The 17,404-nt window shown below is 57.9% G+C and carries 12 protein-coding genes and 4 pseudogenes; 9 read left to right on the top strand and 7 right to left on the bottom strand.

Annotation, left to right across the window (positions count from 1 at the left end):
- The first annotated feature begins 173 nt into the window (after nt 1-173).
- Nucleotides 174-1,532, top strand: coding sequence for an ISKra4 family transposase (locus PAF17_RS18795; RefSeq protein WP_271890623.1), 1,359 nt, complete (start codon nt 174-176; stop codon nt 1,530-1,532).
- 292 nt (nt 1,533-1,824) lie between these two features.
- Here the strand turns inward: PAF17_RS18795 and PAF17_RS18790 are convergent.
- Nucleotides 1,825-2,304 (bottom strand): annotated as a pseudogene (locus tag PAF17_RS18790) (transposase); the annotation flags it as partial.
- 284 nt (nt 2,305-2,588) lie between these two features.
- A complete protein-coding gene (locus PAF17_RS18785; protein WP_271890622.1) occupies nt 2,589-3,737 on the bottom strand; it encodes a helix-turn-helix domain-containing protein in 1,149 nt (382 codons plus the stop codon).
- Between the two features lie 237 nt (nt 3,738-3,974).
- On the opposite strand from PAF17_RS18785, the gene PAF17_RS18780 reads away from it, so the two are divergent.
- A complete protein-coding gene (locus PAF17_RS18780; RefSeq protein WP_271890624.1) occupies nt 3,975-4,859 on the top strand; it encodes a recombinase family protein in 885 nt (294 codons plus the stop codon).
- A 433-nt stretch (nt 4,860-5,292) separates the two neighbouring features.
- Here the strand turns inward: PAF17_RS18780 and PAF17_RS18775 are convergent.
- Nucleotides 5,293-5,403 (bottom strand): annotated as a pseudogene (locus tag PAF17_RS18775) (transposase); the annotation flags it as partial.
- A gap of 153 nt (nt 5,404-5,556) precedes the next feature.
- Between PAF17_RS18775 and PAF17_RS18770 the strand changes: the two are divergent.
- Nucleotides 5,557-6,110 (top strand): annotated as a pseudogene (locus PAF17_RS18770) (IS3 family transposase); the annotation flags it as partial.
- A 393-nt stretch (nt 6,111-6,503) separates the two neighbouring features.
- Here PAF17_RS18770 and repC read toward each other — a convergent pair.
- The 3 genes from repC to repA form a co-directional block, all read right to left on the bottom strand.
- A complete protein-coding gene (repC, locus tag PAF17_RS18765; protein WP_271890621.1) occupies nt 6,504-7,655 on the bottom strand; it encodes a plasmid replication protein RepC in 1,152 nt (383 codons plus the stop codon).
- A gap of 180 nt (nt 7,656-7,835) precedes the next feature.
- A complete protein-coding gene (gene repB / locus PAF17_RS18760) occupies nt 7,836-8,798 on the bottom strand; it encodes a plasmid partitioning protein RepB (protein ID WP_271890620.1) in 963 nt (320 codons plus the stop codon).
- The gene (gene repA, locus PAF17_RS18755; RefSeq protein WP_271890618.1) at nt 8,795-9,982 is read right to left on the bottom strand and encodes a plasmid partitioning protein RepA; all 1,188 of its coding nucleotides are present in this window, start codon (nt 9,980-9,982) and stop codon (nt 8,795-8,797) included. Before repA ends, repB begins: the two co-directional genes overlap by 4 nt.
- 532 nt (nt 9,983-10,514) lie before the next feature.
- On the opposite strand from repA, the gene PAF17_RS18750 reads away from it, so the two are divergent.
- Genes PAF17_RS18750 through PAF17_RS18740 form a run of 3 tightly spaced genes read left to right on the top strand, consistent with a single transcriptional unit; the run spans nt 10,515 to nt 12,360 of the window.
- Complete coding sequence (locus tag PAF17_RS18750; RefSeq protein ID WP_271890617.1) at nt 10,515-11,552, top strand: hypothetical protein; 1,038 nt, start codon at nt 10,515-10,517, stop codon at nt 11,550-11,552.
- Between the two features lie 14 nt (nt 11,553-11,566).
- Nucleotides 11,567-12,211 (top strand): glucoamylase family protein, encoded by a 645-nt coding sequence (locus tag PAF17_RS18745; RefSeq protein WP_271890616.1) that lies wholly within the window; start codon nt 11,567-11,569, stop codon nt 12,209-12,211.
- Nucleotides 12,208-12,360, top strand: a complete 153-nt coding sequence (locus PAF17_RS18740; protein ID WP_271890615.1) for a hypothetical protein — start codon at nt 12,208-12,210, stop codon at nt 12,358-12,360. Before PAF17_RS18745 ends, PAF17_RS18740 begins: the two co-directional genes overlap by 4 nt.
- On the opposite strand, the pseudogene PAF17_RS18735 reads toward PAF17_RS18740, so the two are convergent.
- Nucleotides 12,300-13,009, bottom strand: a pseudogene (locus PAF17_RS18735) (IS6 family transposase). The gene PAF17_RS18740 and the pseudogene PAF17_RS18735 overlap by 61 nt on opposite strands.
- A 266-nt stretch (nt 13,010-13,275) precedes the next feature.
- On the opposite strand from PAF17_RS18735, the gene PAF17_RS18730 reads away from it, so the two are divergent.
- From PAF17_RS18730 to PAF17_RS18720, 3 genes are all read left to right on the top strand, one after another.
- Nucleotides 13,276-14,388 carry a Gfo/Idh/MocA family protein gene (locus PAF17_RS18730; RefSeq protein WP_271890614.1) on the top strand — a complete coding sequence of 371 codons (1,113 nt, stop codon included), beginning with the start codon at nt 13,276-13,278 and terminating at the stop codon, nt 14,386-14,388.
- A 353-nt stretch (nt 14,389-14,741) separates the two neighbouring features.
- Entirely contained in the window at nt 14,742-15,239 is a 498-nt protein-coding gene (locus tag PAF17_RS18725; protein WP_271890613.1) for a VOC family protein, read from the top strand.
- 433 nt (nt 15,240-15,672) lie between these two features.
- Nucleotides 15,673-16,599 (top strand): substrate-binding domain-containing protein, encoded by a 927-nt coding sequence (locus PAF17_RS18720; RefSeq protein ID WP_271890612.1) that lies wholly within the window; start codon nt 15,673-15,675, stop codon nt 16,597-16,599.
- The last annotated feature ends 805 nt before the right edge of the window (nt 16,600-17,404 follow it).

The following is a 17,404-nucleotide window of genomic DNA, read 5'->3' as shown; positions in this document are numbered from 1 at the left end:
GCAAAGGGCAGATCGCAGTAAACGGCGCAACCGCATGCCAGATCTTCGCGGAGCTCGCAGGATGATTCTGTCCGAAGATCAGCCTATGCCGAAACTCGGAAAAGTTTGCGACAGAACCGGCAAAACTTGGGGGTGTCTGTGTATGCTGGTGGTTCATTGAGAGGGGAACTGCCATGGACGTGCGGATTATTGTAGAGACAACTTTTGAGAACGGAACCACAAAGAGGCATCATCTCTGCTGTTTGTCCCGCCCGTTTCGACGCACGCAGCCTGAGGGGTTCGGGTTGTTGCTCGAAGATGCGAAGATGATCCTGGGGCAATTGCAGAAAGCGATCCTGCTCGACCAGTTCGAGGAGATTTCCGAAGCCAGCAGGATCTGTCCCGACTGCGATGGCGTCCGGGCCATACATGATTATCGGTCGCGGGTGCTCGACACACTCTTCGGCAGGTTCGAAGTCAAGGTGCCGCGCATTCGTCGCTGTGCCTGCAATGCAAAATCCGATGTTGTGTTGGGTGGACCGCTTTCGCCTCTCGCGCACTTTTTTCCTGATCGATCGACCCCGGAAATGCGACGCCTTCAAGCTGAACTTGGGGCGCGCCATTCCTTCCGGGAAGCGGCGCGTATCCTGGAAACCTTTCTGCCTTGCGCGAAGCAGGTGAATACATCGGTGCGCAATCGACTGGGCAAAGTAGCCCGGGAAATCTGCGACAGCGAGCAGACTGAGCCGGTAGTTCCTTCGGCCGCCGAAGAGGCGTCTGCGTTGACGGTTTTCCTGGACGGTGCGCATATCCGATGCCGACCGGAATACCAGAAGCGACACCTCGATGTTGTGGTCGGGAAGGTCGAAAGCCACGACAAGTGCCGCCGCTTCGGCCTTGTTCCGCAGGCGGTCCTGTCACCTGCCAGCCAGCTTCGCCAGGACTTGATGGCACTCGGTTGGGATCACGAACCGACCGTCACAGTAATTTCGGACGGGGAACCAGCCCTGCCGAACCTCGTGCGCGTCACCATCGGTGGAAAGGTTCGCCACATCCTCGACTGGTGGCATATCTCGATGCGCATTCAGCACGTTGAGAACGCCATAAAGGGCCTGCTGCAGAGCAGGAGCTTCTCCGGCATTCCAGTGCTGTTCAAACGTCCGGCCGAAACACTGCGATGGTACCTTTGGCATGGAAAAGTTCTAACGGCCACGACCAGTCTGCAATGGTTGATGTTCGATTGCGCCCGGCTGCCTACCGATGACCGTGTGGTGACTGAAGCGGCTCGGCGAGTGCAAGCCCGGTGCCGGGACCTCTATTCCTACCTTGCGAACAACATGGACAATCTGACCGACTATGGTCGGCGGCACCGTGCGGGGCTTCCGATCTCTTCATCCCGGGCTGAGGGCTGCGTAGACGACATCGGCAACACCCGCATGGGAAAACGTCGCCGAATGAGATGGTCGCCCAAGGGAGCCCACCGCGTGGCCGTTGTCCGCGCCGCCGTTCTCGACGGTCGGCTAACCGGAGCCTACCAAAGAGCAGCCGCATGACCCCCAAGTTTTGCCCACTCCCGTTTCCATGCGCGGGATAATCCTGAAGCCGCCGACGCCGCCAGCCGTGACGTCGGCGTGAATGGAATCCACAGTCTGGGCAGATGCCGTTGGGCGCCAAGACGCCGAATACAAGCCACCCACCGCTTTCACTTCGCTCCACGCTTTGAATGGCAACATCGATCCCGGGCGACCAGTGATTCTTCGAACTCACAACTATCCCTCCTGAATTCTCCAAATTCAGCATAGTTGCGCCACACAAATTGAGGATGACCCCATTTAACGGCAACGCGACATGGGTGTTTTGTCGATCCTTGGAGATATAACGCTCGAATTTATCGCGGAAGCTGTTGGTCCGCTGCATGATCGCCACCTGACCGGCCATCCATAGTGTGCGGCGAAATCGGGCGTTGCCGTATTTGGACAGCTTGGTCTGGCCTCGGGAAGTACCCGACTGGATGGTCGCCAGATCCATGCCGCAGAATTTCAAGAATCGGCGGTGATGCTGAAAGCGGCGCAGATCGCCGGCCTCAGCCAGGATGGTCAACGCATTGATCGGCCCGATCCCCGGGATGGATGTCAGCAGCTGATAGTCCCGATGGTGCTTGAGCAGATCGACAGCACAGTCTTCGATTACATTGCGTTGTACGATCAAGCTGCGCCCTTCTGCGAGGACCATTCGAAACATCCGGGCTGTATCGGAACCCTGCGCAATAGGCAGGCCCACAGATGATTTGGCTGTCTGGTAAACATCTGAAAGCAAGAGGTCTTTTGAGGGTATTGCCAAATTGTCTGGGGAAGCCCGTGATCGTCAGCGAGATCTGGGGATCAGGTGGTCACCCATAGGTATGCTCGCGCGAAAACAACCTGACAAAGCCAATGGCAATGACTACCACTTAACGAAGCTTTTGGGGCACCCTAGCACATCAAGACCAAAGCTATTCGCGCAAGCCGGAGGGGCGACCTGTCAACCGGAGCGGCGTCGACATCGCCGCAAACAATTCTGGCCTACTGTCTCAACTTGGCAGGCGCGCAGTGGGCGGTTTGCCGTGATGTTCACACCGCCGCCCGCCACATCCGGTATCGTCCCTGCCCTGTCACCTCCCGGATGAGGTCTCGCTCGACCATCCAGTCGATGTTGCGCTGAACCGTTGCCCGATGCGTGCCTGTCAGGTTCTCGGCCATTTGCACTGAGACCAGAGGCCAGCTTGTGAAAAGGTCACGCAGCATCGGCGGCGTCTTGCCCGAAAGCGGCGCCATCGTTCGTTCTGCGGCAGCCGCCCATGCCTCGATCTCCTCGAGCCGGCGCAGGGCTGCGAATGTCGCGCTCTCCATCGCGTTGAGCCAGCGCGCCAACCGTGCCGGCGGGTCCCCGATCGCGCGGACCCCCCCTCCCCCGCCCATGGCGATCGGTGCAAAGATCGCGCCGGGCGTGCTTCCTGACGGAGCGAGATCGCCGATCGCGACATGCGCCGCTGTCACCGCAGCCTCCAGCGGATCATCGATCGGCGACAGCTCCGCGACATGCCAGAGATGGAAGCCCATGCAGGCCCGTGTCACGGGGTGGAGGTTTTCGGCCTGATCCATCATCGCGAGCCATCCGGCGGCCCGGTCCTCGAAGGCTTCGCGCTCTGCCATCTCGACGACGCGAGAAGAAGCCTTTGGCTCTTCGAAATGCTCTCCCTGCCCTGGCCGGTCGCGCCGATCGAGGAAGGTCTCCAGGTCGTCCGTTCCTGACCGAAGCGTCAGCAGCGCGGGTCCGCCGGACAGTCGGCGCACGGCCCAGCCGATCCGGTACAAGGCCTGCGCATCATCCGTTGCGGTCGAGACCCGCAGCGCCATGTAAAGCGACAGCCGGTCGAGGCCGATCCGGTCCTGCGTCAACCAGCTCAGGTCTGCGGCTTCGATCAGGGCGAGCCGCTGCCGCCAGCCTGCTGGGCCCCGGCGCAGGCGCTCATCAAGGATCCCCAAGCGCGCCGCGACACGAGCAAGCTGCGCCGCCTGCGCGGCCTCGGCCCCTCGCCAAGCATCGACGATTTCAGATTCCCTGGCCTCGGGCGCGGGTCCGGGCGGCAGGTAAACCGGCTCGTCCTCGAGCGGCCCGGGCAGAAACCAGAGATCCACGTCATCCTTGTCCTCGGACGCCTCCAGGTCTTCAAGAGGTACCCCGTCGTCGTCCCATGATCTATGGAGAAATCTTCTCATGCGCGCTTTATAAAACTATTTTGCGCGCTTGACGATAGAAATTGAGACCTCTCTAGTTTCTCTACTGTAGAGGTGTTCAAGCATCCTTTCTTTTCGCGACCACTGGAGGCCTCTCGTGAGCTTCAGCCCATAGATACAAGGCTTTTCGTGCTCACCACGACGAGAGAACACCCACTTGCAATCGTTTACAAACGGTCGTTTAATACCAGCAGCTTAAATTGCAAATGGCCTGTTTTCATGCCTCTTATTGGCTATGCGCGCGTCTCCACCGAGGATCAGACCCCCCTGCCCCAGTCTGAGGCCCTGCAGTCTGCGGGATGCGCCGAGATCTTTGAAGAGCACGCCTCAGGCGGCAATCGTGCCCGGCCGGTACTCGCGCGCGTGCTTGAGCGGATTAGCAAGGGCGACACGCTGGTCGTCGTGCGGATCGACCGGCTTGCGCGGTCTTTGTCGCACTTGCTTGAGGTGATTGAAAAGCTGGAAGGTAAGGAGGCATTCTTCCGCTCGCTACAGGACCCGATAGACACCGCCTCACCACAGGGCAAGTTCACTCTACAGGTTTTGGGTGCGGCGGCGGAGTTTGAACGCGCTCTGATCCGCGAACGCACCAAGGCGGGACTTGCCTCGGCGCGCTCTAAGGGCCGCGTGGGCGGGAACCCCGGGCTTCGCGCCAAGGATCCCGTTGCATTGCGCAAGGTGCGGCTAGCGCGACAGGACGGCTACATGGAGCGCTTGAGCAAGACTGCGCAAGAGTGGGTGCCGCATGTGCGCCGACTTCGTCCCGATATGGCCTGGGAAGACGTCCTGCGGATCATCAATAGCCCCCTACCCCATGACCGGCGCTGGACCCAAAGCCGATTGCTCCGCGCTGTTAAGGCATATGTGCGCGACGGGTTCTTGTCCGAGACGGTGCTAGGGCGCGCTGAACGTCGAGAAACCAACGATCGCCTGCCGGCGATTGTCGCAGCAATCAAAGGCGGCGACCCCGAGATTACAATGCAGGCAATTTGCGATCGATTGGAATCTATGCGTGAGCGTACCCCGCGCGGTCGCACCCGCTGGCAACCATCCTCTGTCAAAGTTCTGTTGAAACGCGCTGAAAAGCTCGGGTTCCTAAGGTAACGTATCTACCCAACATATGTACTGAATTGAATGGTGGTTCGATTTGTTTGAACAGGTCCAGGCGTTTTCTGAGTGGTTCTGAACATCGCCTCCGGCGCAGCCATCTCGGGCAGGTACTCTGAAGTGCCTCACAACGGCGCCAACTTCACACGCCGACGTGAACCGCCATCTTCTCGGGGGCCATACTCCCCGTCAGACTTACAGAACGCCGATCGGTCGTTGGTCCATCTCCTCCTCGCTCGCAGATTCCTTCGTCCGGTTGGGCGTTTGCCAGACTACAGGCAGCTCATGGCTATTCGGCCGAAATCTCTCGCCCTTCGTAAAAACAGCCAAGCTATACGTGCCTTCTTGTTGGCCATGGCGACCGCCGCGACGTTCACATGGGCTCGTTCCTTCAGGACGTTATTGGCGACGTCCTGTCACGCACGAGATGCAGCACCCTTCTGGCACCGTGGATGAATAGCTTGCACAAATATCGACTACCATGCTTCGAGATGCCGATCCGCTCGGCTTTGCCGCCTGTCGTGATCTGTCGTGGAACCAATACGCTGTTGGAAGCAGCAACGAAGCGCATGCTACGCGTTCGCTCGGCCTCGCGGCTTGAACTCGCCAGACTGGAGAAGAGCGTTAGGCAGAAGGCCTCCAAAGATCGCTGGACTTCCATTCGTCAAAGAATGTCGGGTCTGGGTATCTCATGTTGGGGTTGATGCCGATTTACCAGAAGCCCACCACGAGTAGGCCGGCGAAGGGCCACAAGACCTATCCCTACCTGCTGAGAGGGCTGCGGGTGGAACGTTCGATACCCGCGTCTGGTGCTCGGATATCACCTCCCTGCCCATGCGGCGCGGGTTACTCTACCTCGTAGCGGTCATGGACTGGCACATCCGCAAGGTTCTGTCCTGGCGGATCTCGAAGACGCTGGAGGCCGACTTCTGTGCCGAGGCGCTGAACGAGGCCATCCACAAGTTCGGCCCACCCATGAATACGGATCAAGGATCCCAGTTCACATCCTTCGCCTGGTCCGAACGGCCCCGCCGATCCGGCGTGCGCATCTCGGTGGACGGGAAAGGTCGGTTCCTCGACAACGCTTTCATCGAGCAGCTGTGGCGCACTCTGAAATACGAATACGTTTACTTGCATGCTTGGGAAACCGGATCGGAGACAAAAGCGGCCATCCAGAAATGGATGACCTTTTACAACCACCAGCGCCCGCATTCAGCTCTAGGCGGCCAGCCTCCTGCGCTGGTCTATTGGTAGAAAATTGACATCAACCAACCTGATCAGCAGGTGCAACGAGTAGCTTAAATTACGCCAGATCCTGTCCAAGAGATGGGGAGTAGCTCAATCAGGCCTTGGACCGTTGCCAGCTAGGCTGAACAAGCCTATGAAATGGGCACGCTGGAAATGCGTCGAACCAGAGTCTTATTGGCAGCCAGCAAAATCAAAGCTCGCGGTCTAAATTTCTTGCCGGATGGAGGCCTGTTGCCAATGTCCATACCAAACGCCTGAGAAAGCTCGATTATTGCCACCTGGATATTGCTTCCTGAGAGGTCGACGCCATAATGGCTAACGGGTTCACTTGTTTGCTATTTTTTCGGTGTCGCTCCTGTTCATGAGAGGCCTAAGATGCGCCGTATTACAAGTTCACAACTGTGAACTTGTCTGACAGGAAGGTCTCGCAAGCGCTTTGATCATTGGCCCGATGGAAAATTGACCTTTTGCCGCCTTGGCAGCCAAGGTTCTCATATAGGCGCTAGGGGAGCGAATGTTGTTAAACCGTTCCAGAATGGCTGCGAGTGCGAGAGACGCAATTGACAGGCCCATGGATTTCTTTGCTTCAAACCAGACATGGCTACCTATGCCCATGGCAGGGTAGAGGTGTTCCGCAGCGGTATGAAAGTCATCCCAGTTCTCGATATGATTAGCCGTCATCGTTTGCATTTCTTTGCATGAAGACAAGATATCATCCAGTGGGGGAAGTGCAATCTGAGCGTTAGACGTGTTCTTTAGCCCGCTAGATTCAAAGTAATCTTTATTTGTATTCTGAATGTGCTGCTCATTTTGGGGCTGGTTGGTGCTCAATTGTTCTGAAGTGGATGGGGTATTTACGAATCCAATTAGATCCAAGCTTTCGGACAACAAAGATTTTAGGTCGTTCACTTGCTTGAGATTTTGCTTGCGGCGCAACGCTTTTCCCGACATCTCGATGACTTCGGAAAGATCTGACGCCAGCTCGGTTGGCAGGTCATGTGCGCTTTGCAAGGCGTTTATCAAATCCCGGCGCATCAGACTGGCGGTCTCCCTTTGCATGCCTAGTTCAGCGGCTTCAGCCCGAATCCGCGCAGCGGTTTGGGTAATATGTTCGAAAAGGTGGGGCAGGGGGGTCAGATCGATGCCAAAAGCCCTGTTGCCAGATGCGGTACGCCGCACATACCGTTTGCCGTTGGGGCTGTCACGGCGGATCAGCAGGCCACTATCGACGAGCTTTGCCAGATGACGGCGCATTGTCGAACAGGGCATGCCGTGAAGTCGTTCACAGATTGTCGCGTTCGAGGCATGGATGATCATTCGGTCGGGCATGTCGAACTGTGCGCTTGGGTAGAAGCTGAGCAATGCCTGCAACACCGTCAGGTCACGATCGCTTAGCCCGAACTCCTTCCGTGCGACCGAAAGCTCGCGGAGCAATTGCCATTTGTCGACACCTGCGGGCATCTGCATTTTGCACAATTCCTGTGCTTCCTGCATTTGCGCAGGGTCGATCATTCGCCCGAAAGGCGCTATCGCGTGATAAGTCATGAAAAATGTCACGAAGACAAAGAAATCCCGCCCTGAAAATCGCAAATGGACTTGCAGGTGACGACTCGGAAGACTACCTTGGACTTGCTACGATCAAAGGGTCTCGTGAGATTGGTGTCTTGCGGGGCCTTTTTCTTTGGCTTGCCTGTGCCTCCTTTTTTGTTTCTGCTGGCCTTTTCTTCAGCCCCGCTTTTTCCATCGGGTGTGAAGATCTTCCAGTGATCCGGAAACCTCTTGGGCGATCCAATCGGCAAATTCCTTGTCACTTGTCTTGATGTTCAAGCGGATTCCATCGCTGGTACGGTTGATTCTTCCCGTCGCTACTTTCCCTAGCGTGATCTTCTGACTAAGCGGCGCACTGGCCGTGTCAGGTTTCGGCCTTTTCCGTAAACGTCGGCTTACTGCATCGAACGCTGTAACCGATGGATCCGCAACATCAGGCGATGTTTCCTGGCGGACCCGCGATGCGAGCGAAATGAGATCATCCATGTTTTCGGCGGTTTCGGTCAGGTCATTGACCAGCGACTCCCAACGGGGGCGCCCGACGCCATGCGCAGGGCCAATGGCCTGCGCAAGCTGGTTGTCGACCGCCCGCGCCACAGAAAGTGACATTGAAATCGCTGATTTTGTGACGTTGAGCACCTCTGCGACCTCGGTTTGGGTGCCGTAACCGCTTTCGAGAAGCTGTTGGGCGAACAGGGCGCGCTCGATGAAGCTGAGGTCACGCCTTGCAGTATTTTCAGATGCTTGTGCGCTGATCGCTTCGCGATCGTCCATTGATGCGATCATGGCGCGAACTTTCGCGACCTGATTCGACGCCCGCACGGCTTCCAGACGGCGACGCCCGTAAACCAGAAGGTAGCGATCGTTGTCATTCGGGTCACGCCGCACGAGGATTGGCACCGTTTGACCAATGGATTCAATCGATTGGCGCAGATCTTCGATGTCTCCCGGCTCCATCCGGTCGGCTTTACGGTCGTCTTGAATCTGGTCGGGGTTCAATTCCCAGATGCGATGACTGTCTACGGCATTGCGTGCCGAACGTAGCGCTCGGTTGCTGCCCATCATCGAGGGCGGTGCAGCGGTCCCGGCCTGTGCCAAACCGTCCAGTGCGGCCAAACGTTTCTTGCGGCTTTCACTCATCCGCGCCCCCAGGTTTTCTGTATCAATTGTGCGATTTCGTCATTCACGGCATTCAGGCTTTCGATTGCACGGTCATAGGTCGTGCGCGTAAAAGCCGAGCGTTCCACCTCATAGAGCGTCTGCTTGGTAAGGCCGGCATCCGAGATCGCGGTGGATTTCAACATGGGGGCGTTCAACACCTTGTCGCCATACATGGTGCGCAGGAACGCGACGATGCGGTTTTGCGGGGCATCCGTAGGTTCGTAGCGTGTCAGAAGGTAGCGCATCCAGTCATGGGACATATCCGCCCCGCTTTCCGCGATGACATCCATGAGATCCGCTGTCATGCGGAGGAACTGGCTCATGGACATGACATCCAGCATCTCAGGATGGATCGTCACCAACACGCCAGTTGCCGCAGACAAAGCCGACATGGTCAGGAAGCCAAGTTGCGGTGGGCAGTCGATTACCACGACATCGTAGTTATCGTCGATCTGGGCCAGCGCTTCCCGCACGCGGAAAAAGAATAGGCCCGCATTGCCTTGGGCCAGCGCACGTGGAGTTTCGTGCTCGAACTCCATAAGTTCAAGATTGCCGGGGATCAGATCCAGATTCGGCATATAGGTCTTGCGAATGACCTCGTGAATGGGGGCAGGGTCCTGATAGCGGATCGCATCGTAAATCGTGCCGCCGTCGGGCAGGTCGTATTCGGGCTGCACACCGTGCAACGCGGTCAGGGAGGCCTGCGGGTCAAGATCAATTGCCAGCACGCGATAGCCTTTCAGGGCAAGGCGCTGTGAAAGATGTGCAGCGGTTGTGGTTTTGGCCGAACCACCTTTGAAATTCATCACGCCGATCACTTGCATGTGGTCGCCTTCTCGACGACCCGGCAGGTAATCTCCTTGATTTCGTGCAGTTTTTTCAAGCAGAACACGCAGTTCCTGAATATCTTCTGCTGAATATAGCCGACGATTGCCGCTGGTCAGGGCAGGCGAGGGGCCTTTGCCTTCCAAATGCAGCTTGCGGAGATAGCTGTCATTTACACCCAGTAGCGTCGCGGCTTCGCCCGAGGTGAATTTACGCATCTGCTTGTGTGCGTCGGGCGGAAACAGGTTTTCACGCTGCGCATGCAGCTGATTTGCAATCAGCTCTGAATGCTGTCGAATAACCGCATTCAGGTTGTCCTCTGCGAAACTACTGCCCATACTCGCCTCGTGTTTGCGACGTGTTCACGGAAATTGCCGTCTTGCCGCGCTTTTTCGTGAATATGGCCGCGAATCGAGCGATGGCGCAAGATCTTTTTACAAACCCGGGTATTTTTCGAGAAGATCCTGGGGCGTGCGACGTTTGATCGGGCCGTTAAGGTCAAAGCCGTTAGGCTTAGCATGAGGTGGTCGCGAGATTTCGGAGGAGTTGCTAAGCTGTAGCGACTGACGAAGGCACACTCCCAGATGACGAATCGGAAACGCGATTCGGCGGAGTTCAAGGCCAAGTTTGCTCTTAAAGCCATCCGGGTGTTGTCACCTAAACTCGGCGTCGGTTGTCGGTGTGCCGACATCAGCGTAATCGAAATGCACGAGCCAGCCCTCGATCAGCTACAAACGCCACCGCTTCCCGCCCGAGATCATCGCTCACGCGGTCTGGCTGGCCGACCAGATCACCTTCGGTCACAGGATGCGCCTCTCGGCGGATGCTTTTGCGGATCGGCTCCTGGAGGCCGGCCAGACCGGGATCGGGATGCCTGCAGATATTGGCGCGTCCGAGCCCCTTTCTGAGATCTTTGCCGCGCAGTTGGCGAAGCGGCTACGTGACTGCGACCCTGTCACGACACCGGCCATCGGCTGGCTGGAGGATCGGCTGATCGAGCAGGGGTCGAATGTCGATCTGGCAGTGCGGCATGCACAGGAGCGTCAGGGCGCCTCGAACGTCACCGTTCGAAACGTCATCACCAGCCTGCGCACGGTCGCAGAAACGGACTGGCCAGAGCTCTTTGAAAGTGTCAGCCTGGTCGATGCGAAGCTGCGTGAGCATCCTGGATTTTCCGCGATGGATTTCGCCAGCCGCAACCTGTATCGCGATGCCCTCGAGGATCTCGCTCGTCACAGCGACTACAGCGAATTGGATTTGGCCGAGCAGGTGCTGGCGACCGCTGTAGCTGTGCCGGAAGCGGATGGCCACCGGATTTCCGAGGCGGAAACCCTGCGGTGGAGCGATCCGGGCTGGCATCTCCTCGCCGAGGGCCGGGAGGCGTTCGAACGCCAGATCGGCTATCGATACAGAGGATGGCATCGCCCGCAGTTCCGACCCGGTCTCCCAATATACCTTGGCAGCATTCTTTGTGTCACTCTTGGGCTGCTCGCGCTGAGCGCATGGAGTCTGGTGGCTCTTTCCGGCCCATCCGTGCCGTGGACTGTGCTCGCGCTCTGGCTTTTCGCGGGGGTCATCCCGACCAGTGCCGTCGCTCAACTTATCGTTGATCGCATGGTGGCCTGGACCGTACCTGCCACGGCACTTCCGGGACTGGCACTTGAGAGCGGCGTGCCGTCTTCACTACGCACGCTCGTGGTTGTGCCGACAATGCTGACAAATGGCGCAGAGCTGACCGAACAGCTCGAAGGGCTGGAGGTACATTATCTCTCGGGCGCACAGGGAGACGTTTCTTTTGCCATCCTGACCGATGGACTGGATGCCCCCGGAAAGCACATGCCGGAGGATGCGCCGCTTATCGCATTGATCGACGTCGAAGTTGGGCCGGCTCGATGTTCGAATACCTGATGCCTGGACTGGTGATGCGAGAACCCGAAGGCGGTCAGCTGGGTCACACCTGTCGACTGGTCGTCGAGAGACAGATCGCCTACGGACGGGCGCAAGGCATCCCTTGGGGCATTTCGGAATCCGGCTTCAACGCACGGGATGTGGATTTCAACTATCAGTATTCCACCTTCGGTGTGCCGGGACTTGGGCTCAAGCGCGGGCTTGCCGGGGATCTGGTGATCGCGCCCTATGCGACCGGGCTGGCCGCGATGCTGAATCCCGGTGCTGCACGGCGGAACTACGAGGACCTGGAGGCCATAGGTGGGCTTGGGGTCTGTGGCTTCTATGAAGCACTCGACTTCACCCCCGACCGTGTGCTGCCGGGCCGCCGCGTTGCCGTGGTGCAAAGCTACATGGCCCATCATCAAGGGATGACCATCGTGGCCATCGCCAACGCCTTGACCGGCGGCCTGATGCGCCAGAGGTTCCACCATGAACCGATGGTCCATGCCAGCGAACTGCTTCTGCAGGAACGGATTCCCCGTGATATCGACCGTGCCTTGCCGCCGCTTGAGGACGCCACGCCCCGCGGACCCACGACATCGGAGGCGGACCGGGGCCGCCGTATCTCTGGTCGCCCGAGCGGCCCCATCTCGCCATCGCCCTGTGCCGATGCATGAACATTCCGGCCCGCTACTGCACCGGATACCTGAGCGGGGATCGCCAAGTTGTTGTCCGGTGTCGAAGGTGGCTGTGCGCTACCGCCTTTCACGGGGCCATGCTGTTCGCGCAGTCGTTACAGCGCTCGAACGCGGTGGCGAGGTTCTGACGGTATGCGGAGGCGGTCATCTTGTGGCAGCGAGGGTGGAACAGGTTGGCGATTTCATCGTGGGCGGAGAGGAACCTTTGCGCCTGTCTTGCCGATTTGAACCGGCCCTGGATTTTCTCGCGCTTTCGCGTGGGTCTGTGCGACCCCTCGATACGATTGTTCAGCCCCTTGTGCGCCCGGTGATCCACGTTCAGCCCGAGCTTCCGCAGGGCCGCGCCGTAGCTGCGCAGTTTGTCCGTCACGATGACGCGGGGCTCCCCCAGCGGGCGATCAGCCGTAAAATGAAACGCTGCGCCGCCCGCGCATTGCGGCGCGTCTGCATGAGGATATCGAGGACTTCGCCGTTTTTGTCCACGGCTCGCCACAGCCAGTGTCGCACGCCGTTGATCATGATCACCACCTCGTCCAGATGCCATTTGTCGGCGCGCCGCGGGCGCGCAGCCCGGACCCGTTTCGCGATCTGCGGCCCGAATTTCTCCACCCATGCCCGGATCGCCTCATAGCTCACCACGATGCCACGCGCGGCCAGCAGATCCTCGACATCACGCAGGCCACGCGAGAAGCGATAATACACCCGGACCGCGTAGGAAATGATGGAGCGCGGAAAGTGGTGGCCTTTCAGGCGCGGTGCGAAAATCTGAATGATGATCGCCCGGAGCTACCCAGCCGACCCGGAAAGGGCAATAACTTGACGATCCCCTCAGGACCTAGCAACTTGACAAAGTCCCTTCGCTATTCGGCGATCGGACCGTCTGCAACCTGACAAAGCCGTAGCAACGGGTTGGTGGGAAGGCAGTTCATCCCATGAATTCAGAGGTTCACAGATGCCGCCAGATTGTCGCTTGTGCGGTAAGGCATATGCCGCTACAGAATATGCAACCGATTGCAAGTGCTTTCTGAGGAGGAGGAGCTGACATGACCAAGGCAGAGATTGGGATTGGAATCGTTGGTGGCGGCTATATGGGCAAGGCGCATTCCGTCGCCATGGCTTCGGTGGCTGCGGTCTTTGATACGCCCTTGCGTCCGCGTCTGGAAATGATCTGCGCGTCAAGCGATGAGTCTGCCGAAGGCTATCGCCAGAGCTTTGGCTTTGCCCGCGCGACCTCGGACTGGCGTCAGCTTGTCGCCGACGAGCGTGTCGAGGCGATCATCATTGCCACTCCCCAAAAATATCATCGCGATATTGCCGAGGCCGCCTTTGCCCTTGGCAAGCCGGTGATGTGTGAAAAGCCCATGGGCGTATCGCTGGAAGACAGCGAGGCCATGGTCCGCGCCGCACAGGGTCACACGAATATGGTCGGCTACAACTATGTGCGCACGCCTGCGACGCAGCATGTGCGCAAGCTTGTAAAGGACGGCGTCATCGGCGATCCGACCTGGTTCCGTGCAGAAATGACCGAGGACTTCCTCTCGGAGCCGAATTTGCCAATCCATTGGCGCACTGACGGCATGGCCAATGGCTGCATCGGCGATCTTGCCCCGCATATTCTCAACGCGGCACTGGCGCTGATGGGTCCGATTGATCGCGTCATTGCCGAAATGGAAACCGTCCACAAGAATCGCCCCGGGGGGGTCGTCACCAATGACGATCAAGTACAGATGATGTGTCGCTTTGCCAGCGGCGCCATGGGACATATCTTTGCATCGCGGGTCGCGACCGGGCGAAAGAACGGCTATTCCTATGAAATCTTTGGCACTAAGGGGTCGATCCGTTTCGATCAAGAGGATCAAAACGCGATCTGGCTTTATCGGATGGATGGCCCCGAGGAAAATCGTGGGTTTACCAAGATTCTGACCGGGCCGACGCATCCCGACTACAAGCCATTCTGCCTCGGGCCGGGCCATGGCACGGGTTATCAGGATCAGATCATCATCGAGGCCAAGGATTTCCTGACCGCGATCCACGCCCAGCAACCGGTTTGGCCGACCTTCGAGGATGGGCTCGCGGTTATGCAGGTTACCGATGCTGCGCTGCGTTCGGCGGAAAGTGGCACCTGGCAGGACGTCGTTCATTCCCAGGGCCGGTGATCTTGCCCCCATCCTGAAGGGCGCGGAGTCCCGAGGACGGGATGCGCAGCCTTGTCGGTGGGGCTGCCTGTCGCGGTATTCATCTATATGATCCGCGCGAATGATTCAGGCAGGGCTTGAACGCGATCCAAGTTTTTGACGACTTGTGCAAAATAGATCTGGAAATGGAATGCAATCGGTTGCAGTATCTATTCCAGAGATCGACGCATCCTCTCGCAAGCAGGCCGGAAGTCATGTCCGAATTCGATCTGTTTCAAGACGGGGAAGTATATTGTGATCCATCGGCTCAATATTAGGAGGTATCGGCCGATCTGAATGGATCATTGATATGCGGTATATGGGAGAGATAATATATGAGCTGTCCAATAGCTTTAAATCACGTGGGTATCGTGGTTCCCGAACTAGAAACCGCGATAGCGTGGTATTCGAATGTCATGGGATTTACCCTGGTTGCAGGCCCCTTTGATCTGCGTGACGACGGTCCAAATGGTGCTCAGGTCCTTAATGTTCTGGGAAAGAACCTCAGACATCTGCGTCAGGCGCATATGAGCACCGCAAACAGCGTTGGCCTGGAACTGTTCCAGCCGGTTGATCCCGCCTATCAGAAGCCCGATCACAAAGTCGAATTCTGGCGCGGAGGATTTTTCCACATCTGTGTGACGGATCCCGACGTGGGGGGCCTAGTCGACAGGATCGTCGCAACCGGCGGGAAGCAGATCTCCGATATCTGGCCCGAGCGTGGGGCTGATCAGCCCTATCTGATGTGCTACTGCACCGATCCCTTTGGCAATGTTATCGAGATCTATTCGCATCAATATGAATATATGCAGGGGCATCGAACAGCTATCTGACGGCTCTCGGCTCGCACTTTTGTCATTGTTGATCGTGTAGCAGAATTGATTTCCGTCGCCTCGGCGGCGGGAAGCAAAGCACTGAATGTTCCGGCATATCAACGCCGGTTGGTTGCCGCTTTGGCCGCGAGCGGAGGCGAATAACATTGATTTAGATCAATAATATAGAGCGTATATGGCGATGAGAATATTCAGCAATATTCGTGGCGAAACGGGGGTTCGCCCGCTACCGTGAACTGGAAGGTGCAGCTTCGGACTGTACTTTTGGGGGAGACGGATTGCCCGGAAAGGGTGGTTCGCAGGACGCATCCGGACGGCAGGTGAGGAAGCTCACAGGGCAGACAGAACCAGAGGGAACCTGACCGTTCCCCTGTCGGAACAATCATGTCCGCAGCCGGAAGCGAGTTATTTCAAGCCAACTGGAGGAAATCACATGAAGAAGATTCTGACCGCTTCGGCCATTTGTGCCTTGATGGCCGGCGCCGCGTATGCCGAAAGGATCGGCGTTGCGATGTCACTGTTCGACGACAACTTCCTGACGGTGCTGCGTCACAATATCTCTAGCCATGCTGAAGAATTGGGTGTCGAGGTGCAGATGGAAGATGCCCAGGGTGACATCGCGCGCCAGCAGTCGCAGATCCAGAGTTTCGCGGCATCGGGGGTCGATGGCATCATCACTATGCTGGTGGATGCGGATTCAGGCCGGGCCATGTCGGAGATGGCCGCGCAATATGACGTGCCGCTGGTCTTCGTGAACATGCTGCCGGCCAATATGGCAGAATTTCCCGCCGATCAGGCATGGGTCGGATCGGATGAGGAACAGGCCGGGCGCCTTCAGACCCGCGAAGTCTGCAAGCTGATGGGTGGCGAGGGCGAAGCCGTCATCCTGATGGGGCAACTGGGCACCACCGGCCAGCGCGGCCGCACCAAGGCAACCGAAGAGGTTCTGGCGGGCGAGGATTGCAACGGGATCACGGTTCTTGACCAGCAGGCCGCGAACTGGATGCGGACGCCGGCATTGGACCTGATGACAAACTGGATGACCACAGGGCTGAAGCCGGATGCCATCATCGCGAATAACGATGAAATGGCACTCGGGGCAGTCCAGGCGCTGAAATCGGCTGGTATTCCGATGGACGAGGTGATCGTCGCCGGGGTCGACGCGACCCAGGATGCGCTGGTGGCTATGGACGCGGGCGAATTGGATGTGACTGTTTATCAATCGGCCAAGGGACAGGCGCAGGGCGCATTGGACACGATACTCAAGATCATTCGCGACGAAGATTATGATCAGCGCGTGGCCGTGCCCTTCGAGCTGGTCACCCCGAACAACCTGTCCGAATACAAGACCAAGAACTGATCGGCGCGGGCGGCATGTATCTGGTTGGACCTGCACTGGTTCTGTTCCAGTCAGATGCTCATGTTAAGCCGCCCGCTGTTCGAAGGCCACAGGTAATTTCCAACTCAATACGGAGTATCGCGTAGCCCTTCTGTGGTTGCCGTCCGTTTGGCAAGAAGTTTCTGACGTTCGTTGACGTGTGATGGTGTGCAGTCTTCTGTCAGGCCTTTTCGTTGCGGCGCTTGACAATGCCGCTGGCCGGTTCTCTGATTGCGGCATTGTCAACCGGGAAAGCGAACCGTGAACCGCCCCGGGTTTACCGGAGAGTAAAACACTCAAATTGAGGATGACCCCAATTAACGGCAACGCGACAGCAGGCATCGGTGTCGCTTCGCTCATCGCACTGCTTGTCCTGAGGCGAAGCTGATTTCTAGTCAGGGCACCATGTCTGCAAGATTTCCGAAGCATCGCGCCTAGGCCTCTCAGTTCGTGGGCCATTGTGGCGACCGAGAACAACAAAGGCAGCCAGATGCATGTCGGCAGACAGGTGAAAGGCGTCCCGGAGTACTCTGGAACGCATTCGTTTGCCGCTCAACGGCTTGGCATGCAGTTCGAGTGACAAAGCGGCCAACAGCAGGTTCTGCAACCGCGCCCCGACGATGATCCATTGCTCCTCTACGGGAAGGCCGGGGTGGTCTGGCGTCAGACGGTTCTGTCGCAAACTTTTCCGAGTTTCGGCATAGGCTGATCTTCGGACAGAATCATCCTGCGAGCTCCGCGAAGATCTGGCATGCGGTTGCGCCGTTTACTGCGATCTGCCCTTTGC

Origin of the sequence: Paracoccus onchidii (genome assembly GCF_028294535.1) — a bacterium.
Classification (GTDB): domain Bacteria; phylum Pseudomonadota; class Alphaproteobacteria; order Rhodobacterales; family Rhodobacteraceae; genus Paracoccus; species Paracoccus onchidii.
This window is presented reverse-complemented; position numbering and strand designations above follow the sequence as displayed.